The sequence below is a fragment of the Actinomycetota bacterium genome (assembly GCA_014360645.1).
GTDB lineage: Bacteria > Actinomycetota > Geothermincolia > Geothermincolales > RBG-13-55-18 > Solincola_B.
Genome location: JACIXD010000015.1, coordinates 1 through 21,246 on the forward strand (window position 1 = coordinate 1; position 21,246 = coordinate 21,246).

At 66.3% G+C, this 21,246-nt stretch carries 25 protein-coding genes and 1 tRNA gene; 9 read left to right on the top strand and 17 right to left on the bottom strand.

Annotation, left to right across the window (positions count from 1 at the left end; all coding sequences use genetic code 11):
* From H5T74_12330 to H5T74_12340, 3 genes are all read right to left on the bottom strand, one after another.
* Positions 1–330, bottom strand: a 330-nt coding sequence (locus H5T74_12330; GenBank protein MBC7231163.1) for a transposase, incomplete at its 3' end; no start/stop codon positions are given.
* A gap of 210 nt (positions 331–540) precedes the next feature.
* Entirely contained in the window at positions 541–870 is a 330-nt protein-coding gene (locus H5T74_12335) for a DUF86 domain-containing protein (GenBank protein MBC7231164.1), read from the bottom strand.
* Positions 867–1,139, bottom strand: coding sequence for a nucleotidyltransferase family protein (locus H5T74_12340; GenBank protein ID MBC7231165.1), 273 nt, complete (start codon positions 1,137–1,139; stop codon positions 867–869). Before H5T74_12340 ends, H5T74_12335 begins: the two co-directional genes overlap by 4 nt.
* Here H5T74_12340 and H5T74_12345 point away from each other — a divergent pair.
* Both H5T74_12345 and H5T74_12350 read left to right on the top strand, forming a co-directional pair.
* Positions 1,128–1,490, top strand: a complete 363-nt coding sequence (locus H5T74_12345) for a hypothetical protein (protein ID MBC7231166.1) — start codon at positions 1,128–1,130, stop codon at positions 1,488–1,490. The genes H5T74_12340 and H5T74_12345 overlap by 12 nt on opposite strands.
* A 32-nt stretch (positions 1,491–1,522) precedes the next feature.
* Entirely contained in the window at positions 1,523–1,690 is a 168-nt protein-coding gene (locus tag H5T74_12350) for a hypothetical protein (GenBank protein MBC7231167.1), read from the top strand.
* A gap of 248 nt (positions 1,691–1,938) precedes the next feature.
* On the opposite strand, the gene H5T74_12355 is transcribed toward H5T74_12350, so the two are convergent.
* On the bottom strand, positions 1,939–3,129 hold the full coding sequence (locus H5T74_12355) for an MFS transporter (GenBank protein ID MBC7231168.1): 1,191 nt from the start codon (positions 3,127–3,129) through the stop codon (positions 1,939–1,941).
* Between the two features lie 603 nt (positions 3,130–3,732).
* On the opposite strand from H5T74_12355, the gene H5T74_12360 reads away from it, so the two are divergent.
* On the top strand, positions 3,733–4,548 hold the full coding sequence (locus H5T74_12360; protein MBC7231169.1) for an enoyl-CoA hydratase/isomerase family protein: 816 nt from the start codon (positions 3,733–3,735) through the stop codon (positions 4,546–4,548).
* A 72-nt stretch (positions 4,549–4,620) separates the two neighbouring features.
* Here the strand turns inward: H5T74_12360 and H5T74_12365 are convergent, their stop codons facing one another.
* The 5 genes from H5T74_12365 to H5T74_12385 all read right to left on the bottom strand — a co-directional run bounded on the left by H5T74_12365 (position 4,621) and on the right by H5T74_12385 (position 8,195).
* A complete protein-coding gene (locus H5T74_12365) occupies positions 4,621–5,391 on the bottom strand; it encodes a bile acid:sodium symporter (GenBank protein MBC7231170.1) in 771 nt (256 codons plus the stop codon).
* A gap of 135 nt (positions 5,392–5,526) precedes the next feature.
* Entirely contained in the window at positions 5,527–6,588 is a 1,062-nt protein-coding gene (locus H5T74_12370) for a permease (protein MBC7231171.1), read from the bottom strand.
* Positions 6,589–6,802: 214 nt separating this feature from the next.
* On the bottom strand, positions 6,803–7,036 hold the full coding sequence (locus H5T74_12375; protein MBC7231172.1) for a TM0996/MTH895 family glutaredoxin-like protein: 234 nt from the start codon (positions 7,034–7,036) through the stop codon (positions 6,803–6,805).
* Between the two features lie 187 nt (positions 7,037–7,223).
* The gene (locus H5T74_12380) at positions 7,224–7,748 is read right to left on the bottom strand and encodes a hypothetical protein (protein MBC7231173.1); all 525 of its coding nucleotides are present in this window, start codon (positions 7,746–7,748) and stop codon (positions 7,224–7,226) included.
* A 105-nt stretch (positions 7,749–7,853) separates the two neighbouring features.
* Entirely contained in the window at positions 7,854–8,195 is a 342-nt protein-coding gene (locus tag H5T74_12385; GenBank protein MBC7231174.1) for a winged helix-turn-helix transcriptional regulator, read from the bottom strand.
* Between the two features lie 170 nt (positions 8,196–8,365).
* On the opposite strand from H5T74_12385, the gene H5T74_12390 reads away from it, so the two are divergent.
* The 4 genes from H5T74_12390 (at position 8,366) to H5T74_12405 (ending at position 10,520) form a co-directional block, all read left to right on the top strand.
* The gene (locus tag H5T74_12390; protein ID MBC7231175.1) at positions 8,366–8,587 is read left to right on the top strand and encodes a hypothetical protein; all 222 of its coding nucleotides are present in this window, start codon (positions 8,366–8,368) and stop codon (positions 8,585–8,587) included.
* 19 nt (positions 8,588–8,606) lie between these two features.
* Entirely contained in the window at positions 8,607–9,008 is a 402-nt protein-coding gene (locus tag H5T74_12395) for an arsenate reductase ArsC (protein ID MBC7231176.1), read from the top strand.
* Positions 9,009–9,527: 519 nt separating this feature from the next.
* Complete coding sequence (locus H5T74_12400; GenBank protein MBC7231177.1) at positions 9,528–9,917, top strand: PadR family transcriptional regulator; 390 nt, start codon at positions 9,528–9,530, stop codon at positions 9,915–9,917.
* A 75-nt stretch (positions 9,918–9,992) separates the two neighbouring features.
* Positions 9,993–10,520 carry an ABC transporter permease gene (locus tag H5T74_12405; protein MBC7231178.1) on the top strand — a complete coding sequence of 176 codons (528 nt, stop codon included), beginning with the start codon at positions 9,993–9,995 and terminating at the stop codon, positions 10,518–10,520.
* A gap of 119 nt (positions 10,521–10,639) precedes the next feature.
* Here the strand turns inward: H5T74_12405 and H5T74_12410 are convergent, their stop codons facing one another.
* From H5T74_12410 to H5T74_12420, 3 genes are all read right to left on the bottom strand, one after another.
* Positions 10,640–11,050: a DUF1284 domain-containing protein gene (locus H5T74_12410; GenBank protein ID MBC7231179.1), complete on the bottom strand. Its 411-nt coding sequence runs from the start codon at positions 11,048–11,050 to the stop codon at positions 10,640–10,642.
* Between the two features lie 95 nt (positions 11,051–11,145).
* Positions 11,146–12,006, bottom strand: coding sequence for an N-acyl homoserine lactonase family protein (locus H5T74_12415; protein ID MBC7231180.1), 861 nt, complete (start codon positions 12,004–12,006; stop codon positions 11,146–11,148).
* Between the two features lie 381 nt (positions 12,007–12,387).
* Positions 12,388–12,873 (bottom strand): flavodoxin domain-containing protein, encoded by a 486-nt coding sequence (locus H5T74_12420; GenBank protein ID MBC7231181.1) that lies wholly within the window; start codon positions 12,871–12,873, stop codon positions 12,388–12,390.
* A 245-nt stretch (positions 12,874–13,118) separates the two neighbouring features.
* Between H5T74_12420 and H5T74_12425 the strand changes: the two genes are divergently transcribed.
* Positions 13,119–13,193, top strand: a tRNA-Val gene (locus H5T74_12425).
* Between the two features lie 168 nt (positions 13,194–13,361).
* Here the strand turns inward: H5T74_12425 and H5T74_12430 are convergent.
* The 3 genes from H5T74_12430 to H5T74_12440 all read right to left on the bottom strand — a co-directional run bounded on the left by H5T74_12430 (position 13,362) and on the right by H5T74_12440 (position 17,484).
* Positions 13,362–14,759 carry a hypothetical protein gene (locus H5T74_12430; GenBank protein ID MBC7231182.1) on the bottom strand — a complete coding sequence of 466 codons (1,398 nt, stop codon included), beginning with the start codon at positions 14,757–14,759 and terminating at the stop codon, positions 13,362–13,364.
* Positions 14,760–14,767: 8 nt separating this feature from the next.
* Entirely contained in the window at positions 14,768–16,381 is a 1,614-nt protein-coding gene (locus H5T74_12435; protein MBC7231183.1) for a hypothetical protein, read from the bottom strand.
* Positions 16,382–16,608: 227 nt separating this feature from the next.
* The gene (locus H5T74_12440; GenBank protein ID MBC7231184.1) at positions 16,609–17,484 is read right to left on the bottom strand and encodes a hypothetical protein; all 876 of its coding nucleotides are present in this window, start codon (positions 17,482–17,484) and stop codon (positions 16,609–16,611) included.
* 152 nt (positions 17,485–17,636) lie between these two features.
* On the opposite strand from H5T74_12440, the gene H5T74_12445 reads away from it, so the two are divergent.
* The gene (locus H5T74_12445; protein ID MBC7231185.1) at positions 17,637–18,536 is read left to right on the top strand and encodes a DNA-3-methyladenine glycosylase 2 family protein; all 900 of its coding nucleotides are present in this window, start codon (positions 17,637–17,639) and stop codon (positions 18,534–18,536) included.
* Here the strand turns inward: H5T74_12445 and H5T74_12450 are convergent.
* Positions 18,479–18,676, bottom strand: a complete 198-nt coding sequence (locus tag H5T74_12450) for a hypothetical protein (protein MBC7231186.1) — start codon at positions 18,674–18,676, stop codon at positions 18,479–18,481. The two genes, H5T74_12445 and H5T74_12450, sit on opposite strands and share 58 nt — an antisense overlap.
* Before the next feature lie 10 nt (positions 18,677–18,686).
* On the bottom strand, positions 18,687–20,843 hold the full coding sequence (locus tag H5T74_12455; GenBank protein ID MBC7231187.1) for a CehA/McbA family metallohydrolase: 2,157 nt from the start codon (positions 20,841–20,843) through the stop codon (positions 18,687–18,689).
* Positions 20,844–21,246: the final 403 nt, after the last annotated feature.

The following is a 21,246-nucleotide window of genomic DNA, read 5'->3' on the forward strand; positions in this document are numbered from 1 at the left end:
CTTCTTGGCCTCGGCCACCCGTACCTTGTCCACCACCTCCCGCCCGTAGGAGGAGATGATGTGAAAGGGGTGGTAGACGATCCCCGCCTGCGGGCACCACTTCCTCAACGCCGCCTCGAAAGGGTCCCGCATGTCCATACAGCAGGCGAGGACGCCCGAGCAGCTCTCCTCCCCGAAGAGGAAGAAGGTCTCCTCCGGGGTCTCCTGCCCGCGGTCTTTGCCCACCCAGAGCGCCGCCCGCTCCTCGGCGTCGATCGCTGTTCTCCTCGACCCCTGCGATCTCTGCCACCAGCCCCTTCTCCCCGCTGTCCTTTCCCTCTCCGAAGTCAAGGGCTACCACCCGTTATCCCTGAATGCCCACCGGTTGATCGATATCCTCTTTCCTGACCGTCGTCGCTCCCTTCTGTGCTTGCTTTACTTCCGCAAAAACCTTCGCAGATGGTGGGCGATGGTACTTGTTTCTCACATACTTTATGGAGAAGAACCACATTTCTCAACATTGATTTCACCTGATGCGGGTGTTGGCAGCACGCGGAAAGGCTACATCGCCTCCGCAAGCTTGGCCCTGATCAGAGCCGGCTCCTCGGTAGCTACCCTCCAGGTGAGTTTTAGGTCCACTCCGAAATATTCGTGGTCGATGATGTCCCGCATACCCGCCATCTTCTTCCAGGGGACATCCGGATGCCTCTCCTTGAACTCCTGGGGCAGCCTCTTCGAGGCCTCACCGATTATCTCGGTCCTTCTTATCACTGCGCCTTGCAGCTGAATCGATCGGAGGAAATCCTCCAGCGTCTTGTCCTGGAGATAAGGCTCTATGAGAACGATGCATTCCAAGATATGGCTCAGGAAGACCTGTGGGTCCTTCTTCACAGGATTACCCTCTGTTGGCCCAGTATGCGGTCCTTGAGAAGAGGATGAAGGGAGTCGTATGTCAACACGTCCACGCTCCTTTCCGGGACCTCCTCCAGCTCCATTTTCAAGCCGGCGAGGTCAAGCAGGCTTTTCTCCCCCCGCAGCTCCACGAGGATATCGATGTCGCTTGCATCGTCGCCTTCGTCCCTTGCGAGCGAGTCGAAGATCGAGGCCCTGGCAACATCGTGTTTTCCCTGGACGCCGAGACGGGCAAGGTGCTGCGGCAAAGGGCTGAGGTGGCCCTGGCGGGGATGGCGGGGGCGCCGCTGCTCATCCGCGACGAGCAGGGAAATCTGAGCATCGTGGTGAGCTGCCTGGGCAAGGTCATCGCCTATGACCCCAACGGCGGCATACGCTGGAGCTCGCCCCTGGGCTTCGCCGAGGTGGCGATCAGCCCCCACCTGTACCCGGACGGAAAGTCCATCCTGCTGGGCACGAACTTGGGTGCCCTGTACCTCAAGGACGCGGCCAGCGGGCGCGACCTGCTACCCCCTTACAGGCCCGCGGGCTTGATGAACCCGAACACCCCCGGCATCGCTTCGGGCGGCACTCCCGGCCTCTGGAGAACCCCTGCCTGAACAACGTCACCCTGGTCGACGGCGCCCTGATAGTGCCGGTGTTCCGGGGCGGGCTCAACGGCCTGACCATGGTCACCCAGAAGGGATACGGTCTCCACTGTTACCGGGTCTACAACAGTTTCTATGCCGCCACGGAGATAGGACCGGACGGCGCGATATATCACGGGACCCTGTACGGGATAAACAGGATGCAGCCCTGAGCGGCCCTCCGGCTCCGGGTACCTGGCCACCCGGGGTGAAGGTGGGCGGGTGGCGGAGGTCGGGTTCCGTCATTTTAACGTTCGCTCTAACCGGTTGCCCAATGTGTGGGAGCCGACTTTGCGCAGCGTCTTTAAACCTGTCACGTTTATGCATGCCCTCGCATACCCGGCCATGGCGGAGGCCTGTGCGCGGCAATGAGGACAGCCTTTCCAGCTTTTCGTGCGAGTTAAGGGCAGCGCGCCGTCGTTCAAGCCTCACCGGTGGGGACCTCGCAGGCCGCCCCCCGCTTCCTCAGGGCGAAGAAGAGAGCCGCCGAGACCAGGGCGGTGACGCTCCCGAAGATGAAGGGCGCGCTGGGAGCGACGTAGGTCCAGAGGAATCCGGCGATGAGCGAGGCGAAGAAGGTGCATATGCCGGTGGCGGTCTGGTAGAGGCCGAAGACCGTGCCCGCCTTTTCCCGCGAGCACAGGTTGGAGATATACGCCTTGCCCACCCCCTCCGTGAAGGCCATGTATATGCCGTAGAAGGGGAAGAGGAACCACAGGTAGAGGCTGGAACCGGCCAGCCCGTAGAGTAGATAGACGGCGGAGAAGAGCAGGAAGCCGGCCAGGAGCACCCTGCGCGGCCCGATCCTGTCCGAAGCGATGCCGGCGGGCATGGAGAAGACCGCGTAGGTGAGGTTGAAGAGGACGTAGGCCAGCACCGCCATGACCGTGGACAGGCCCAGGTCTTTTGCCCGCAGGATCAGGAAGGCGTCCGAGCTGTTGCCGATGGCGAAGATCACGCTGATGAGCAGGAACACCTTGAAGTGCGGGTCGAGCTCGCGCCACCGAAACCGGGGCAGGGTGGGAGAGGCCTCGGCTTCCCTCTTCTCCCGCACCAGCAAGAGCAGGAGCAGGACGCCGATACAGGCGGGGATGGCGGCGAGAAAGAAGACGAGGCGGAAGTCTTCTTCCAGGAAATGGATGGCGAGGATGGCGATGAGCGGCCCCACCACCGCTCCCAGGGTATCGAGGGCGCGGTGGAAGCCGAAGGCGCGTCCCCGGGACTCGCTCTCGGAGCTCTCGGAGATGAGGGCGTCCCTGGCCGAGGTGCGCACCCCCTTGCCGAAGCGGTCGGCAAAGCGCCCCGCCAGGACTACCGGCCAGGAGAAGGCCAGCCCCAGGATGGCCTTGGAAAAGGCCGAGAGGGAGTAACCCGCCAGGACGAAGGGCTTCCTCCTGCGCCAGCGGTCGGAGAGCCAGCCGGAGACGACCTTCAAAGTGCTGGCGGTGGTCTCCGCGATGCCCTCTATCAGTCCTACGACGGTCGCCGGCGCTCCCAGCACGCCGGTGAGGAAGATGGGCAACAGGGGATAGACTATCTCCGAGGCCACGTCGTTGAAGAAACTGACCAGCCCAAGGACGAAGACGTTCCTGGAGATCCCCCATCTCTTCATGCCGTTCGCCTGTCCGGAGACCCCCGCACTCACGCCTTCAACCCCTCATTCGAGCAGTCCGGCACCCGTCCTCCCGAGCACGTATACATACTGGCCAATGCCCCCGCGGCTGAGCCACGCTGGCCTTCTTTACGGACATCCCCTTCCCATCTTCGCGAAAAACCTCTATCGGTATCTCCGTAAAGGCCATCAGCTCGCCCGATCTCTGGAACTCCAGGATGCCGGCCTCATCGCCTGCCATCGACCATGAACAGAGAGATAGTAGCACGACCCGGCCGTGCGCGGACACCTCTTTGCGCGCACGTATCCTGGTAAATACTACAAGCGCTAGATCTACCCGCGCCCCGCCATTCGGGCGGCACGCGATCTGTCACCCATGTCTTTACTTACCTTCGTTCGTTTCGCCTTACCTCCGGTATGATGGTAAGCTCTTGCCGGCGGACGGCCTGCGACACGGGAGGGCTTACCTTTTCCGGTAGTGCCCCGCGCGAAGACCATGGCCGCGGGCGGATGGCTATGGAGCCTACCCGCTCGGGCTGGGCGAATGGGAAACGGCATGGCCTTGCGGGCGCACGGTCATGGAGCTACGGGAGGGAGGAAACGATGGACCATAAGGACATCCTGATGAAGAAGGACGGTCACGTCGCCGTGATTACCCTCAACCGGCCCGAGCACCTCAACGCCCTGACGTTGGGGATGCAGCAGGAGCTGCTCTCCACCCTGCAGGAGGTGGACGAGGACCCCGAGGTGCGGGCCGTCATCCTCACCGGCGCGGGGCGGGCCTTCTGCGCGGGCATCGACATGTCCAGCGGCGCCACCGCCGCAGAGGACACCGTGCCCCAGGACCTGCGGGAGGAGAAGGCCAGCATGGTGAAGCTCCTCTTCTCCCTCAAAAAGCCGGTCATCGTGGCCTATAACGGCGCCGCGGTGGGGGTGGGGCTCACCATGACCCTGCCTCTCGACATCCGCATCGCGGCCGAGAGCGCGAAACTCAGCCTGGCCTTCGTGCGCCGCGGCCTGCTCCCCGAGCTAGCCTGCCCCTGGCTCCTCCCCAAGATCGTGGGCATCGGCCGCGCCGCCGAGCTGATGTACACCGGGCGCGCGGTGACCGCCGCGGAGGCCCTGGAGATGGGGCTGGTGAACCGGGTGGTGCCGGACGGGGAGCTGATGGCTGCAGCCATGATGCTGGCGAGGGAGATAGCCGAGAACTGCGCTCCCCTGAGCGTATCGCTGACCAAGAAGATGCTCTACGACTTCCTGGCCGAGAGCGACGTAGAGAAGGCCGAGAAGGAGAACCACCGTTATCTCGACCGCGTGATGACCCACCCGGACGTGGTGGAGGGGGTCCTTTCCTTCATGCAGAAGCGCAAGCCGGAGTGGAAGGGGAAGGTGCCCGGCGACCTTCCCGACCTGTACTGAACGGGGTCCCCGGGGGCGTGAACCTAGGACCTGCTCGGGCCCCGGTCCCTGGGGCCGGTCATGCACGTGGGGTTACCCCGCCTCTGAGGTTACTGTCTCCTGCACACGTGCGGCTATCTCCCCTCCCGGAAACCAGCGCTGGGTCCTCAGGCATATCCTCACCAGCAGGAGCATCACCGGCACCTCGATGAGCACCCCCACCACCGTGGCCAGGGCCGCGCCGGAGGCGATGCCGTAGAGCACGGCGGCGGTGGCGATGGCCACCTCGAAGTGATTGGAGGCCCCGATCATGGCGGAGGGGGCCGCGTCGCGGTAGTTCAACTTTAGCAGCCTGGCCAGCCCGTAGCCGATCCAGAAGATGAGCATGGTCTGGATGAAGAGAGGCACGGCGATATAGACGATGGACATGGGCTGCTCGATGATGAGCTCCCCCTTGAGGCTGAAGAGGATGACCAGGGTGACCAGAAGAGCGATGATGGTGATGGGGGTGAGGTAGTGGATGAATTTCTCCCGGAACCACTCCATGCCCTTCTTCTTCAGAATCCATTTTCTGGAATAGTACCCGGCCACCAGGGGCAGGGCGACGTAGATGCCCACCGATAGCACGATGGTCAACCAGGGCACGGGCATGCTGTTGACCCCCAGCAGCCAGCCGCCCAGAGGGGCATAGAGCACCAGCATGGTGAGGGAGTTGATAGCCACCATGACCAGGGTGTGTCCGTCGTTCCCCCTGGCCAGGTACGACCACACCAGCATAATGGCCGTGCAGGGCGCGATGCCCAGGAGGATGCAGCCCGAGATGTAGGAGCGGTAGAGCTCGGGGCGCATCACCCCATCCACCATGATGCCGCCCGCCTGCGGGCGGTGCCCCGGCCTTCTTCAACCTGTGTTCTTTCCACCATCTCTCCTTTCCCGTTCCTTTCTCTTCTCACCCGCCTACGATAGGCCTTCACACCTTTCCTACGACCGAAATGTCGCTCATCCGGCGAACATCCCGAAGACGTAGCCCGTGCCCATGGCGAAGAGGCACACCAGCAGGATATAGGTGCCCGCTTTTCTGAAGCCCATGACGCGGATGAGCACGATCATGCTGGGGAGGGAGAGCGCCGGCCCCGCCAGCATGAGGGCCAACGCCGGCCCCTTGCCCATGCCCAGGTCCAGCAGGCCGCGCACGATGGGCACCTCGGTGAGGGTAGCAAAATACATGAAGGCACCGGACACGGAGGCGATGGCGTTCCCGCCGATGGTGTTGCCGCCCACGTAGCGGGCGATGACGTCGGAGGGGATGAGCTCCTTTACCACCCCCACCAGGAAGACCCCGATGAGCAGCACGGGAAGGATGAGCTTCACCATGCGCCAGGTCTCGGAGAACCAGGTCTTTATCTCCTCGCGCGTGAACCAGCGCTTCACCAGGTAGATGAGCAAAGCCACCAGCAGGACCTCGCCCGCGTACTTGATGATGGTGGGCATCTTCGCCGTGCCGTAGAGCAGGATGGCGATGAGCACGCCGAAATAGGCGAGGTCCTGAAGGCCGGGGCGCGTGCGGCTCCCGTCGTCGTAGGCAAAGGCCTCGGCGGCCTCCGCGTCCAGCACGCGGCGCTCCTCCTCCCTGTGGAAGATACCCGCCATGATGAGGCCGATGACGAAGGCGAAACCCACCGCCCCCACGATGCGCGCCACCCCTAGGCCGTATCCCAGGAGGTGGATGGAGTAGGTCATGGCCAGGATGTTGATGGCCGGCGAGGAATAGAGGAACGCCACCGCGGGTCCCAGCCCGGCCCCCTTTTCCCTGATGCCGGTGAAGAGGGGGAGCACGGTGCAGGAGCACACGGCCAGGATGGCGCCGGAGACCGAGGCCACCGAATAGGCCAGTACCTTGTTGGTCTTCGGCCCGAAGTAGCGCATGACCGCGGCGGTGTTGAGGAAGGCGGTGATGGCCCCGGCGATGAAAAAGGCCGGGATGAGGCAGAAGAGGGTATGTTCCGCCACGTACTCGTAGAGGGTCCGAAGCCCCTCCATCATCAAGCCGCCGAAAGTCATCTCAACCGCTTCCTGTCCGTGTATTCCGTCCCATAATGCCGCCGCCCATCCCATTCCGGCCTTTCTCTCCGGAAGCGACAAAACACTCTATCCTCAACGCGTGACCCCGAGTCCCTCTATTTACCGGGCTTGTCCGCAGGGCCTGCGGGCTGGATACAGGATGCGCTTTCCATCCGGCAGACTTCAGGCTCCGCTCTCTTCGCGCCCGGGAGGGTCAGGACTGCAGCCAGTTGCGGATCTCTTTCTTGTCCGGGACCTTGCCCTTGGAGACCACCTTGCCGTCGATCACCACGCCGGGGGTGATGAGGACGTTGTACTTCATGATCTCGCTCATCTCCGTGACCTCGTCCACCCGGGCATCCAGGCCTATCTCCTCCACGACCTCCCGGATGGCCTCCTTGGTGGCCTTACACTTTTTGCATCCCGGCCCCAGTACCTTGATCTCCATTCCGCTCACCTCCGTCATTCCTCCGTTATCCCGATATCCGACTTGCGCGTTCGAATTACACCCGCTACCGCATGTGTCCATACCGCGCTCAACGGGTCCTTTCCCGGCCGCCACGTCCCGTCATCCTGTCCCGCTGCGCGTCACGGCGTTTCCGCATATCCCCATCTCTCACCCCCGCGCCTCATCCTCAAAGCCCCAGCTCGCGCAGCTTCTCCAGCTTCTCTCCGGCTCCCTCCTCGAGCAGGGGAGAGCAGTCCTCCGCGCACCTCTCGCCCTCCACGAGCGAGGCCGCGAAGGCCATGCACGAGGGCAGGCCGCACTTCCCGCAGTTGGTGCGAGGCAGTTGCTTGAGGACGTCCAGGAGTTTGGGCGGGACCCTGGTGGTGTGGTCCGGGGTTATCTCCTCCCTGCGCTCCCATATCTCGTTCAGGCGTTCCACCGCCTTGGCGGCCACCCTTTCCGCATGGGCGCGGTCCTTGAGGTTGTTGATGCTCAGGGTGTTATCGCGCAGGGCGTACTTGTGCGCCTCCTCTCTCCACACCAGGGTGGGTATCTTGGGGTCATAGAACCCCTTCTTCACCTCGGCGTTGACGAAGGGCATCAGGGGCCCCAGATCGGCGTCTGTCTTCACCCTCGCCACCCAGATCGGCGATCCCGGGTCGCAGGGGGGCGAGAACATCTCCAGCTCGTAGTGGTTTATGAGCATCTCCATCACCTGCTTCCGTCCGTTTCCTATTCCGCTGATGCCTCCGCTGATGTCCGTGCGCGTTCCGATTCCGCATGCGGCCGGATTGCGGCCGTCCGTCCCGCGCCGGCGTCAAGCGCTTTTTGTCCCATGTCCGGGGCTGACCCCATGATGGCCCAGGTAGCGCAGGAAGACCCCGGTCAGGGCATCCAGCTTCTCCTCCACCACCCGGTAGTAAGAGGACGTCCCCTCCCTGCGGGCCTCGAGGATACCCGCTTCCCTCAGCACGCTCAGGTGGTGGGAGGCGAGCTGCTGGGAGATCTTCAACTCCCTTTCCACCTCGCAAACGCATCTCTCCCCTTTCAGAAGCAAGCAGATGATACGCAGGCGGTTGGGGTCGGATATGACCTTGAGGCCTTCCGCCAGCTCCAGGATGGCCGGGTCTTCCACACAGCTCAACTTCCTGCTCATCATCTCCCCCTGAGACATTAACCAATGCTCATATTTACAAATTATTATTTGTATATTAGCACACCGGCACAATTTGTCAAAGGCGGATATCAACCCTTTCGCTCCCTGGAGCGTTCTTGATATCGGTGGTAGCATCATGATATTCGTTACCTGCATCTGAGAAGGGATCCGAAATGGCAAGGATGGTAGCCCACCTCGATGACGAGGAGTATATCTGGCTGAAAAGGATGATGACCGACCAGGATAGAGAAGAGGCCCCGGAGATCATCAATAATTTCTTAAAGCCGCTGGTGAAGGAGGCGGAAAGGACATCCGGCCCGTTGAGGGCCTTCGATCCGGGAAGGCCGCTGGGCAGATCGGCGCCCCACGCCGGCATGTCGCCGATTCCATGGTGAAAGCGAGGTCTGTGATCGGATGAGCGAGAAGAAGGTGCTCTTCGTATGCGGCGAGAACGCCGCCCGCAGCCAAATGGCCGAGGCGCTTTTCAACCGCCTCGCTCGGGAATGGCGTGCCGAGAGCGCGGGCACCCATCCGGGGGGAGAGGTGAACCCCCTGGCCGTCCAGGCCCTGGCCGAGGAGGGCTTGGACATCTCCGCAAACGTACCCAAGCTTCTCGACCTCGGACGCCTGGACGAATTCGACCGCATCATCTCCTTCGGGTGCATCGTGAAGAGCGTGTTCCCGGCGCGCGACCGCCTGGAGGAATGGCCGCTGCCCGACCCCGGACGGGGGGACATCGAGATGATGCGCAAGACGCGGGACGAGATCGTGCGCCTGGTCTCGGCTCTGGTCGAGAAGCTGGAAGGTGATTCCTGAGGGGCGAACGCCGCCTGGAGAAACCGCCGCTGCCCGACCCCGGACGGGGGGACATCGAGATGATGCGCAAGACGCGGGACGAGATCGTGCGCCTGGTCTCGGCTCTGGTCGAGGAGCTGGAAGGTGATTCCTGAGGGGCGAACGCCGCCTGGAGAAACCGCCGCTGCCCGACCCCGGCATGGGAGGCATCGAGGAAACGGCCCTACCGCCACGAAGGAATCCGCCTCCATGGCCTTGAGATCGAAGGCCTACGTCCTTCCGCTTCTTTCCCGCACCGCTTCGTTTCCGTTTCCCCACGTCGCCCGCGGCGGGGTCCACTCGGGATGCGCAGCTCAAGATCATTTCGTTCCTTTAGTTTCCCCGAGTAGCCGGCGGCGGGGTCTTTGCGGATGCGCAGAGCAAGAATATTTCATTCTTGCCTATTGTCATTAATGTAATATTCTTACAAAGATATCCTTTTCACTTCGCCCTCAGGAAGGGGGTGGCTGCCTTGTGCGATCACCATGAGGTCGGATCCGGGTGTTGCTGCTCGAGCGGCGGCGCGGGGGGAGCCCGAGCGGGCGGTCGGCCTTCCGCTTCGGCGGCAATATTTCCCGGCACTTCATCCTTCCCGCCATCCTCTTCCTGCTCGACGAGGAGCCGCGCCACGGTTACGCGCTCATGCAGCGGCCTTCCGAGCTCGGCATAACGGATGCCGGGGTTAGCCCTGCCACGGCGTACCGCATCCTCTCCAGGCTGGAGGAGGAGGGGCTGGCCGTGCACGAGCACGCCGACGACGGCCAAGGCCCCACCCGCAAGGTGTACTCGCTCACCGACACGGGGAGGGAGGCCCTCGCAGACTGGAGGTCTCACATCCAGAGGACCCGGGAACTCCTGGACCGGTTCACCCGGTGGTCCGCGCATGGCTAGGCAACCCGCGGCCGGGCGGCATTTCACCACGGTCCTCTCCCTCCCGTGCCGCGTGCGGGCGCGCCGCGCGCGGGCATGCCCTTCAAGAGGACGGCCAGGACCTTCAGCCGCTGCCTCACCGCCCCCAAATCCCTCACCTGGATGGTCTTCGGCAAAACCCTGGCGGGGTTCTTCCTCGGGGTGGCGGTCTCGGTGGGCTCGCTGCTGGTAGGGGTCATAGGATACGGCACCTCCGCCTCGTCGCCCGCCCTGCTCGTCCTGTCCCTGCTCGCGTGCGGGATGTGCTTCTCCTGCCTCGGGATCCTGGCGGGGTCCATGCCCAGCGAAGCACCGGGCAACTTCATGACCGTGCTCAACTTCGTGTGCCCGCCCCTGCTCTTGATGAGCGTCATCTTCATGCCCCCTGGCGGAGATGCACGCCTGTGGGCGCGCGGCCTGGTGGCGATATCCCCCCTCAGCTATGCTCACGACCTCCTTCGCCGGAGCACGGGGCTCGCGGCGTTCCTCTCCTGGTGGCTCGACCTGCCGGTGCTGCTCCTCTACGCAGCCACCTGCTTCTCCCTCGCCGCCTGGATCCTCAACCCCTCCCGTCTCCGCGCATGATCCGCGGCGGGCGGGATCGGCTCACGGGGCACCGTCATGAATATGGTAAATATTGTCATATGAACGGGCGCTTTCGCCGTACGCCGCCCGCCTACAGGTCTGGTGAGAAGGCATGGAGGTCAGGCGTCGAACACCCTGCAGACCGTCCTCCAGGGGCAGCGGGTCTCGCAGAAGGCGAAGGGCGCCCGCTCCTCGATAAGGGCCAGCCACTCCCTTACCACCATGGCCGTCCCGTACGATACGCCCAAGCCTTCCAGTATCCTGGCGTCCCACCTCCTGACCTTCTCCTCGTCACCGGCGGGACTCTCGCAACGCCCGTCCTTGAGATCGGGGCAGTGGGGGCACAGGCGGTCCGGGCCCTCGACGAGCACGACGACCGTGTCGCGCTCCGGCCGCGTCAGCTCCTCGATCTCTTGCACGGCACGGGCGAACTCCTCGTTCCTTACCACCAGTTCCAGGGGCAGGAACCTGTCGCAGAGCAGATGGTGAGGCCGCAACCGCAGCGGCTCCTGTCCCTCAGCGACGTTCATCCGCGGTCACCTCCTCGCTCTTCACCCTGTGTCCGGCAGGGAAGCCCTCGCGGCTACATGACGTGTTCCCTGCCGCTCAGGCCCAAACCATACCATCATTCAAGGTCGTAGTCATCCGGGATGACCTTCATGCGGATGAGCTCGGGATCATGCCCGGGAATGACGATGTCCGCCATCATGTCCAGCTTTGCCAGCGAGCGCATGATGTCCCCGGGGTTAAGCACCGAGGGGCCGAAATAGCCGCCGTAACGGGATCCCCAGACGCGTGCGATGGTCTCCTGGACCTCCGGGTCCTCGAGGTCTACCTTCTGGCCTGCCACGCCGCCCAGGCCGACGATCTCCGCGAACTTGGCGGGAAAGCGCTTGGCGAGTCCCGCGTACATGTAGGCGGCATCTCCGAAGATGACCGCCTTTCCGCGCGAGGTGTTCACCGCGACGGCCTGATGTCCGGCGGTATGTCCGGCGGCAAGGATGAGCTCGATGCCGTCCCGCAGCTTGAAATCGCCGTTCACGAGCTTGAACTTGGGGACGAGGTCTATCCAATCCTGGGGATAACAACCCACCGCCTGGTAGCCCATGGGGAAATAAGACTCCAGCATCTCTTTTTCCTGCACGTAGAAGCTGGCGTTCTCGAAGAGATGCAGGTATCCCGTGTGGTCGTGGTGCAGGTGGGTGACGATCACGGTGTCGATGGCGAGGGGGTCGACGCCGTACTGCTTGAGCACGTTGGGCACCTCGAGCTCCGGGGTACGCGGCTTGGGGCCGAATATCCACTTCGGCACATGGTCATGCACATAACTGCCGTCGACCACGATCTTCTCGCCGTCCTCCCCCTCGATGAGGAACATGAAGACGGGCAGGTCGGCGAAGTAGCCGGCGGCCAGCGGGCTCATGATGAGGCCCCAGTTCATGTGGAACCAGCCGGTGAGCATGGGTTTGATCCTGTACTCCTTCACGGTCCCGCTCTCCTTTCTCTCGCATGCCGAATTCCATTAGTTACCATGCCCGGCCGGGCAGGCATGGAAAACATCCTGCCTGCGGACAGGCGGGCGATCCGCGTCTCTCGACGGTTCTCTCCGCCTCCCCGGCAAAACAGGAGGCGCGAGGCCCTCGCGTTACGGGCACGTCCCGGGGTGGGTCAAACCATACGCCCCCCGTTCTGTGCGTTACACCGGCCCCCATCAGGCCAAAGCGGCAACAACGGCACTCCCTTCCCGCCTCCACCGGGCGTCATTCCGGAGAAGGTCGAGAGTTGGCGCCGTGTCCGCGAGGATCCCATTCACGGCCTTGAGCAAGTCTCCCCACGCCGGTCGCGCGTGCGTAAAGGGCACGGTTTCTCATGGGTTCGCGAGCCTGGCGCTCAACGCGCGTCCGAACTCCAGGGCGCGCTCCACCTCGCTCTCGGGCAGGGTACCCCGGTCCTCGCCTTTCCCGGGAGGACTGTATCCCTCGATGGCGGCCTTGAACGGCGGCGCCAGCGCGACCAGGCCGCCCTTCTCCAGCAGCTCGTAAAGGACCTCGGAGGCCTGAATGAGCGGCTCATCGGTATTGACGGTACCGCCGGTGCTGAAAGTTGCGAAGGGCTTGCCCTTGAAATCCTTCCCGGTGAGCTTCCTGGCATAACGCTTGATCTTCGGCCAGGCGCCGGGCCACCTCGTCGCCGCCCCGATGACCACGAAGTCCAGCGACGGATCGGGCTTCCCCGCCTCCTCCACCGCCACCACCTCGACGTCATGCCCGGACTCCCTCAATCCCTGCGCGATGGCCTCGGCGATCCTCTTGCAGCTTCCCCACCAGCTCTTGTAGACGACGATTCCCCTCATCCTGCCGACCCCTCTCTCCTGGATCCGTTCCTCCGCCTCTCCTCCGCGACTTCGCGAAGCCCCTGTCTTCCAAGCACACGCCAGCCGCATTTAAGCCGCGAGCCTCAGTTTCGGCACGGCCTCAGCTCGCGACCCACCGGTCTTTTTTTTACCCAAAACGGGAAGGGCGGAACCAGGCGGCGGCATGACACCCGGCCATGGAGCTTTATCACCGCCGGATATTCTGCTACTATCTTTATCGTCGCGGGCGCTTAGCTCAGCGGGAGAGCGCTGCCTTCACACGGCAGAGGTCGAGGGTTCAAATCCCCCAGCGCCCACCAGCATTCCAGGCCTTTACGGCCTTTTTTATTGCTTTTTTGTTTATTACAACCCCACGGAAGCGACGCGCCCATGGGGGCGAAGGTTGCACGCTCTCCAGGGCCTGCCCTTCGGGCTTCGCGTTGCTCCGGGCGTCGCCGGGCCCCTACGGCTGCCCCTCCGTCCCGCCTTTACGCCTCCCCGCCGGCTTCCGGGCGGCGGGTCGCCGGCCGCCAGGGGAGATAGAGCAGCTCCGCCTCGTCCAGGAGCAGGCCTACAAGCAGGTGGGCGCCCCAGCGGTTGATCTCCGCGGGGAAGGAAAAGGCCGCCCATCTCACCCTTCCCTTCTCCAGGGCAAGGTGGCAACACACCTCGCCCTCGGGTCCCTCGCAGCGTCCGAACCCCTCGCCCCTGCCGCCCCGCCCGCGCCTGGCCTCGAGGGGAGGCTCGGGAGGCCACGCGAGGACGCGGCACGCCACGCCCAGCGACTCCCCCACCTCGCGGACCTTCACCCTCACCAGGTCCCCGAAGACCCTTCCGCTTCCGCATACCGCCATCTCCCATCCCAGCAGGCCGTAGGCGCCCGCCTCCTCCGCCCGCGCATCCACCTCCATACCCAGCGCCCTGGCCAGGGGACCCGTGAGCGCCGCATCCCCCGCCAGGTCCCGCAATCCCGAGAGCCTCCTCTCCATCCAGCGCGGCGCCCGCAGGGCGAGGACCCGTCCTGACAATTCCTCCCAGCGCCGCGAGATCTCTTGCAGCGATGCCGCCGCCTCCGCCGCGCCCGCGAGGGGGAAGTCCTCCCTAACGCCGCCGGGGACCACCCATCCCCTTCCCAGAGGATCGCCCAGCCACCCCGAGAGCGCCTCCTCTAGGCTTCCGCGCAGTCCGCGGCACGCCGCGGCGGTACGCCGCCTGCCCAGGCAGTCGGCCGCCATCTCCATCCACGCCAGGTGGCACTGCACCCGCGCCGTCTCGAGGAGCAGGGCGCGCAGGGCCGCGGCGGCGGGAGGCACCCTCAGCCCTCTCGCCTCCTCGCAGGCCAGCGCGCAGGAAAGGGCGCGGGCCGGACCTTCGTACTCGCCGCAGGCCTCCAACATGCGGCATGCCTCGGCGGCCCTGACCTCCCGCAGGATCGCGCCCGGATATTCCATGCGCGCCTCCAGCACCCCGAGCACGCGCCCGGCCGAGACCGCGAGGAGGTTTCCCTCCCAGTCCAGGAGCACCGAGGCCTCCACGTCCGGCGGCAGGTCCTCCGGCGCCGCGCGCGACATCCGCATCCAGCGCGAGGCGGCGGGGAAGTGGGGGGCGGCCTCGGGTAGCAGGCTCCGCCCTCCCTCCGCCTTCAGGTGCAGGGTCTCGCCGTCGCGGGGGTTATGGAAGTGCAGGGTGCCACCCACACCCGGCACGGGGCTGGCCATGAGCAGTCGCAGGCCCTGGGCGGCCAGGAACTCCATGCGGGCGGCGTGGTCTCCCCTCGTCTCCTCCAGCCATACGCGCCGCGTGGTCTCCAGGCGCGACCAGTCGACGCCCTCCCGGGGCAGGAAGCTCAACTGCGCGCGCTCATCTCCACCCCTGTCGCCGGCCATCCTCCACCTCACCTCAAGGCCAGATAGATCATGATCGCCGACCAGCCTGCGTACAGAAAGAGGTTTCCAGCGGCGAGGGCCGCGCGCTTCCCGCCCCCCGGCAACCCCTCCCGGCGGAAAGCGCGGCCGCCCGCGAAAAGGGGCAGCGCGCGCCCGCATGAAGTCCGCACCGGAATCTCCCGGGTCTTCCCCCCGCGCGACCACAGCGCCATCACCGTCGCCGCCGGGACCGCCAGCAGCAGGACCGAGGCGCCGAGGCCTGCCCATCCCGGCACGGGCACCTCCAGGGGCAGGCCGTATTCGCGCATGAGGAGGTCGGTGAAGGCGCCGGGGAAAAGGCCCACCGCCACGCAAGCCGCGGCCAGACCGCACGCCCCCAGCCACATCTCCCCATCCCCGCACTTCTCGTCGGGGGGAGCGAGCAAGGAGGCCGAACCCATCACCCAGGCCTGCGCCAGCAGGAGAGGGATGCAGGCGATGAAGAAGACCCCCCTCCATCCCGCCATGGCTCCGGCCAGGGCGGAGAAGGCCAACCACAGCCAGGCGAAGCCGGCCAGAGGAGGCACGCCCAGGAGGGAAGCTCCCCCCAGCACCCCGGGCCATCCCCCTCCCCTGCGCATTTCTCTCCCCAGCTCCGCCAGGGCCACGGCGGGAAGACCCGCCCACAGCCCCACTCGCATGGCCGCCAGGGCCGCCTGCCCCCCGGGGGCGGCGACCAGCGCCAGCGCCGCCCCCAGGCCGGAGCAGAGCAAACCCGTCACCTCCCAGCCCTCGCGGGCGCGCATCAGCTCCCGCGAGACCTCGAGGGCGGAGGCGGCGGCCGTCCCCAGGCATATCCACGTCCAGACCCCGCCCCAGGTGAAGAGGAGCCGCGCCACCGCGAAGAGGAGAAAGGCGCCGGTGGTGATATGCACGGCGAGTACGTGCACCAGAAGCAGGTCCCTGCCGCCGCGCGAGACCCCCGGCATCCAGCGGTGCATGGGAATAATTCCCAGCCGCAACAGCGCCGCCGCAAGCATCAGCGCGCACGAGGCGGCCCAGGGTCCCTCCGGTGGCAGGGGAGCGGGGGGTAGCATCAGTCCTCGCGAGGGGTCCGCCAGGTAGAACAGGAGGACTCCCAGCGCCAGGCAGAGGTCGGAAAGCGCCAGGGGGAGGATAAAAGGTAGCACGCGCCCCGCCGCGCTGCCGCGCAGGACCGCGGCGGCGATGAGGCACCAAGTGGCCAGGGCACACATCCCGGTGACGAGGAAGAGGTGGTCGCCCATGGCCGCCGCGAGGACCGCGGCGAGGGAAAAGCAGGCAAACGCCGAGGAGGCGTTCTCCTTTTTCCCGGCCCGCTCTCCTCCCCGCGAGGCCAGCACGAAGAAGGGCGAAAGGGCGGCGAGGGGGAGCACGAAGGCCATCTTCTCCGGGGTGAGCTCCAGGCGCCACAGCGCGAAGGTCTCGGGACCCACGTGGCGGTCCCAGGCACGGTATGCCAGCACCGCCGCCGCCGGCAGGGAGAGCACGCACCAGGCCGAGGCCACCCTGCGCAGGGCGCGGGCCGGCACGGCGGCGAGGTAGAGGATGCCCGCGACCGCGGCCGCCAGGGGCATGGCCGCGAGCAGGTGGACGGCTCTCAAGCCGCGACCTCCATTCCCTCATTCAGCATCTGATGCGTGTCTCCATGACCATGCCTTCGTTTTCCGGCCCTGAAGTCAGGGGCGGTCCCCCGCTTTTCATCATCCGGCAGGGATGCCGAAACCCGACTTCACGATCCCAACCCACCGGAACAACTCCGTACGGGCCACCGCGCCGAAGGGCCTCTCTCTCCCCGTACCCGGCCCCTCGTCGCCGCCCGGTGCATCGCTCAACCTCCAAGCACCGCGGCCGCCATCGCCAGGGCCAGGGAAAGCGCCGCGAGGGCGGGAGCCGCCAGGAGAGCCCGGCGCCGGAAGACGGCGTTCCTGCCCTCCAGCCAGGCGCGTCCTCCCGTGGCCGCCAGCGCCATGCCCGATGCCGAAGCCCCCCACGCGAGCGCCCCTCCCGGGCCTTTCCAGGGATAGCCGAGGCAGACCAGGACGAAAAGCAACAGGGTCACCGCCCTCTCGGCGCCCTCCGCCAGAGCGGTCGCGGCCGCAACCCCGGATCCCCACCGTTCCTCTCCCCTCCCGTATGCGGGACGTCCCAGGAGGAAGAAGAACAGCGCCGCCGCCGCGCACGCCTGGGAGGAGAAGATGAGCGCGGAGCCCGCGCCTTTCCAGTAACGGAAAGCGCCAAACGCCCCCTCCGCGATGAGACCCTCGAGCTCCGGCGCGAACGCCCCCGGGTAACGCATGCTCACGCCGACGGTGGCACATCCCAACGCGAAAAGGCGCGCCAGGGAGGCGCGGAATCGCAATGGGACCCGCGCCGCGCGCTCTCCCTCTCCGGCCTCCGGGAGCGCGAGGGGCAGCAGTCCCGGCACCGCGACGAGCAGGGCGAGCGAAAGAAGGTCCCCCTCCACCCATACCAGGAGGACCCCGGCCAGGCCCAGGGCTGCCGGCGGCAGGAGAACGGCCAGCGCTTCTCCCGGAGAGAGGGGCGGGGAGGGAGCGGCGGCTTTCAGGACGTAACCCCGGGACCCGCCGCCGCCGGCCAGGCGGAACAGTCCCTCTTCCAGAAAGAGGAACAGCTCTCCGCAGGCGGCCATGAAGAGCAGTCCCGGGAAGAAGAGGACCTTGAGCAGATCCGCGGCCAATCGCATGCGCATCACCCCTGGCGTGTCCGCCTACCTCCGGCCCGCCTGTATCCGGGTATAGACTAGCATATGGCGCTCCCCTCCGCCCGCGGCACCCCCTCCGCCTCTCCCGCTGTCCCTCCACGGGGGAATGCGTCTCCCTGCTGTATAATCGATGCATGAGGATAACCTGTAAGGGTCCGTACGATTTCCGCCTCACCTGGGGGCTTTTCTCCGCTCATGCCGCCGGCAACGCCACCCGGCGCGGCTCTCTGGCCATGTGGTGGGACGGGACGCCCACCCTCATCTATCTGCGACAGACCGGGGAGGAGCCCCCGAGACTGGAGCTCATCGCCGATCCCATGCCGGCACGGCCGCTCGAGTTCCAGAAAAAGGTAAGGGAGATGCTCTTTGCCGACCTGGAACTGCAGCCCTTCTACCGCCGCGCGCGCCGCGACCGGTCGCTGCGCCCCGTGGTCAACGCGCTGGTGGGCCTGAAGCCGGTGCGCCCGCCGGACGTGTTCCAGATGGTGGTGATCGCCCTCAGCGAGCAGCAGGTCTCCATGGCCGCCGCGCACCGTGTACGCGAACGCCTCCTCGCCGCATGCGGGACCAGGGCGGGCCGCCTCCTGGCCTTCCCGCGCGCCGAGGACGTAGCCGCGCTAGGCCCCGAGGGACTGCGCGCCTGCGGGTTCTCCGCGCGCAAGGCGTCCTGCCTCGCCGCCCTTGCGGAGATGTTCGCCTCCGGAGACATGGACGTCTCTTCCTGGGAGGAGATGGATGACGAGACGCTCGCCTCCCGCCTGCGCGGCTACCCGGGCATCGGGGAATGGACGGCGGAATACATCCTGCTGCGCGGGCTGGGCCGCCTGGACGCGCTGCCCGCCTCGGACCTCGGCGTGCGCCGCGCCGTGGGACGCTGCCTGGCCGAGGGTGAGGAACTGAGCGCGGGCGAGGTGCGGGAGCTGCTCGAGCCCTGGCGTCCATGGCGGGGCCTGCTCGCTTTCTACCTCCTCGCCCATCAGCGGCTCATGCGGAAGGAGCTGGACCAGGCGAAGGGGCTGGACCAGGCGCAGTGACCGTCCTCCTGCTCCGCCCGCAGGTAGCAGAAACCCTCGCCCCGCAGGTCTCCGTCCACGAGGTCGAAGCCGACCTCCGCCGCTCCCGCGCCGCTCCAGGCCACGGAATATCCCCGTTCGTCACGGCACAGCAGCTCCACACCCCTCCCATCAGCGGCAGATCCAGATGGGGCTGGACCAGGCGCAGTGACCGTCCTCCTGCTCCGCCCGCAGGTAGTAGAAACCCTCGCCCCGCAGGTCTCCGTCCACGAGGTCGAAGCCGACCTCCGCCGCTCCCGCGCCGCTCCAGGCCACGGAATATCCCCGCTCGTCGTGGCGCAGCAGCTCCACCGAGCGCAGCCGGGAGGTGCCCAGGACGCGGCCCTGCAGGCGCGGACTGCCGGAGCAGAAATATTCCGTGCCCATGGGGAGGCCGTCCGCGAAAAGCTCCAGGACCATGCGCGCGCCCGTGGTGCCGTAGACCCTGCGGTTCCAGAGCGCCCTCCACAGGGACTCGGGCGTGAGCTCGTCGGCCCAGATGGCGGTGAGGCCGCGGGGATAGATATCGATGGGATGATAGCGCTCGTCCACGGCGTAGTCGTGGCGGTCGCTGCCGGCGATGATGCCCAGGCGCAGGCCGGAGGCCAGCGCCTCCTGCACGTAGTTCCCGAACCCCGGCCGGCTGCGGTCGTCCCGCAGGAAGCGCGGGAACCATCCCCGGGGAGCGCCGTGGGTTATGGGAAAGGGACCGTCGTAGCGCTCGGAGCTGCCGTGCATGCTGTAGATCTCCACCAGTCGTTGCTGTTCGTTCTCCGGGCCCCACCAGGTATAGGCCTCCGGCACCTTCATCCTCAGGAACTTCAGCCAGTTGAAGAGGGCCATGAAGATGCGCCGCCAGGCGGTGTGGTGGGGGACCACGATGGCGTCGCGCTCGCGCAGCAGCCCCTCCAGTCTAGCGGGCGTGTCGCTCTCGCCGTCCACCCAGCTGAAGAGGGGCGGGTCCGTTTCCTCCGGCGCGTAATAGATCCCCCGGTGCCCCCACCTGTGGTCGGACCACTCGTAGCCCAGGAAGGTCACGAACCTCCCAGGCTGGTTGTATTCTCTGCACAAACGCTTGACGAGCTCCCACTCCTCCTCCCTGCCCGAGGGCTCGAAGAGGTCCATGGTGTCGTGGGTGGTGATGGCCGCGAAGTCGAGGCCCAGCTCGTCACGGGCCTCTCGGTAGAAGGCCCCGGGCTCCAGGCATCCGTCGCACAGGGCGGTGTGCACGTGCAGGTCTCCCCAGTAGAGGCGCAGGTCGCCGCCCACGGGCACGGGATTGCTCTCCCCCGCCAGCCCTCCCGCGAGCGCGCCCACGCGGTAGACCCCGGGGCGGGTCATCCTGCACGTCACCGCCGCCACCCCGCGGTCCTGGGGACGGAAACTCACCCGGTAAGGCGCTTCCATGCCCTCCACGGGGACGATCTGCGCCTCTCCCGTGAAGGTGGGGTCCACCTCCCCTTTTTCGTCCACGGCCCGTATGAGCAGCCTGGCCTCGCCGGCTTCGTCGCAGGCGGAGAGGACGGGCTCAAGGGCCACGGCCCTTCCGCCCACCGCCTCCAGGACGGGACACGCAGCGATGAGGCGGTAGATGCCCGTGGCCCTCTCGTCCACCTCCACCGCCACGTCCACGCGCGAGGGGTGCGCGGGGGAGGCCCACCCCGGGCTTCCGTGCCGCCGGTCTCCCAGCACGATCACGATCTCGTCGCCCTCGGCGAGGCGGCCGTCCCTGACCCGGATGCGAATCTTCCTCAGCTCCAGATAGAGATAGAAGACGTCCAGGCGGTCCAGCTTCACCCCGCACCGGCGCAGGAACTCCCTGCCCAGGAAGCGCACCGCGCCGCGCAGGGGGAAATAGCCCTGCGGCACCATCTCCAGGCGGGCGTTCCCGGACGTCTTGAGCTCGCAGGAGTAATAATTTGGCAGGCGCGGGTGGCGGTTCTGCCTGGGCCCCCAGCCGTCGGCGTAGAGGAAGGTGGGCCGCAGGCCTTTTTCCCCGAAATCGACGAGGCGGCAGAAGGAGACCTTTATTCCCCCGTCCTCGGATATCCCCCCGGGACCGCAGCGGAAACGCAGGGTGACGGTCTTCTTGCCCTCACCCGCCCGCACCATGGAGGGCTCGAGCCAGGCCTCGCCGGGCGCGGTCTCCCGCGAGGGCTCGGGCTTGCGTCCCGGGCGGAAGAACTCGGGATCGTACAGGTAATCCATCACCCCGAAGGCGACGGTCCCGGCCGCGGCGCCCGCCGCGGCCAGCGGAAGGGCGAGGGCGGCCTTAACGGCCCTGCGCAAGGCGGTTGCCCGGCGCTCTCCGTCCCCCGATGCGGCACTGTCCCCACGCCGCATCCGCCCGCGGCCCTCCGCCCTGCGCGTCGCGGACCCGCTCTTCTTACGCCGCACGGAAACGCGGGGAGATCCGCTCTGGACCGTTCGTGCTCCGTCCGCACCGCCCGAAGGGAACCTCTTCTTTCTCGTCCTCATCTCTCTCTCCGTTCTGTCTCCCCTCCCGGCCAGGGAATAATTTTATCATCCCGACCGTCCGGCGAGCGCAACGCCATGGCCTCGTCCCGGGACGGCATACCCCGGCATGACGCATGGTCCGGGCGCACGCGGGTCCGGGTTGCGGGGAGGAGACGCGTCCGGGAGGCGAGCAGGAGCGATTCCCCACACCGGGAGAGGGAAGCAGGCGCCCCCG

Excerpts from the sequence above, each read along its gene's own strand:
- H5T74_12390 (MBC7231175.1), top strand. The coding sequence starts at position 8,366 with ATGGCAAGGATGGTAGCCCACCTCGATGACGAGGAGTATATCTGGCTG.
- H5T74_12360 (MBC7231169.1), top strand. The coding sequence starts at position 3,733 with ATGGACCATAAGGACATCCTGATGAAGAAGGACGGTCACGTCGCCGTG.
- H5T74_12375 (MBC7231172.1), bottom strand. The coding sequence starts at position 7,036 with ATGGAGATCAAGGTACTGGGGCCGGGATGCAAAAAGTGTAAGGCCACC.
- H5T74_12430 (MBC7231182.1), bottom strand. The coding sequence starts at position 14,759 with ATGGCCGGCGACAGGGGTGGAGATGAGCGCGCGCAGTTGAGCTTCCTG.
- H5T74_12380 (MBC7231173.1), bottom strand. The coding sequence starts at position 7,748 with ATGGAGATGCTCATAAACCACTACGAGCTGGAGATGTTCTCGCCCCCC.
- H5T74_12445 (MBC7231185.1), top strand. The coding sequence starts at position 17,637 with ATGAGGATAACCTGTAAGGGTCCGTACGATTTCCGCCTCACCTGGGGG.
- H5T74_12440 (MBC7231184.1), bottom strand. The coding sequence starts at position 17,484 with ATGCGATTGGCCGCGGATCTGCTCAAGGTCCTCTTCTTCCCGGGACTG.
- H5T74_12365 (MBC7231170.1), bottom strand. The coding sequence starts at position 5,391 with ATGGTGGATGGGGTGATGCGCCCCGAGCTCTACCGCTCCTACATCTCG.
- H5T74_12395 (MBC7231176.1), top strand. The coding sequence starts at position 8,607 with ATGAGCGAGAAGAAGGTGCTCTTCGTATGCGGCGAGAACGCCGCCCGC.
- H5T74_12405 (MBC7231178.1), top strand. The coding sequence starts at position 9,993 with ATGCCCTTCAAGAGGACGGCCAGGACCTTCAGCCGCTGCCTCACCGCC.
- H5T74_12355 (MBC7231168.1), bottom strand. The coding sequence starts at position 3,129 with ATGAAGAGATGGGGGATCTCCAGGAACGTCTTCGTCCTTGGGCTGGTC.
- H5T74_12420 (MBC7231181.1), bottom strand. The coding sequence starts at position 12,873 with ATGAGGGGAATCGTCGTCTACAAGAGCTGGTGGGGAAGCTGCAAGAGG.
- H5T74_12410 (MBC7231179.1), bottom strand. The coding sequence starts at position 11,050 with ATGAACGTCGCTGAGGGACAGGAGCCGCTGCGGTTGCGGCCTCACCAT.
- H5T74_12370 (MBC7231171.1), bottom strand. The coding sequence starts at position 6,588 with ATGACTTTCGGCGGCTTGATGATGGAGGGGCTTCGGACCCTCTACGAG.
- H5T74_12385 (MBC7231174.1), bottom strand. The coding sequence starts at position 8,195 with ATGATGAGCAGGAAGTTGAGCTGTGTGGAAGACCCGGCCATCCTGGAG.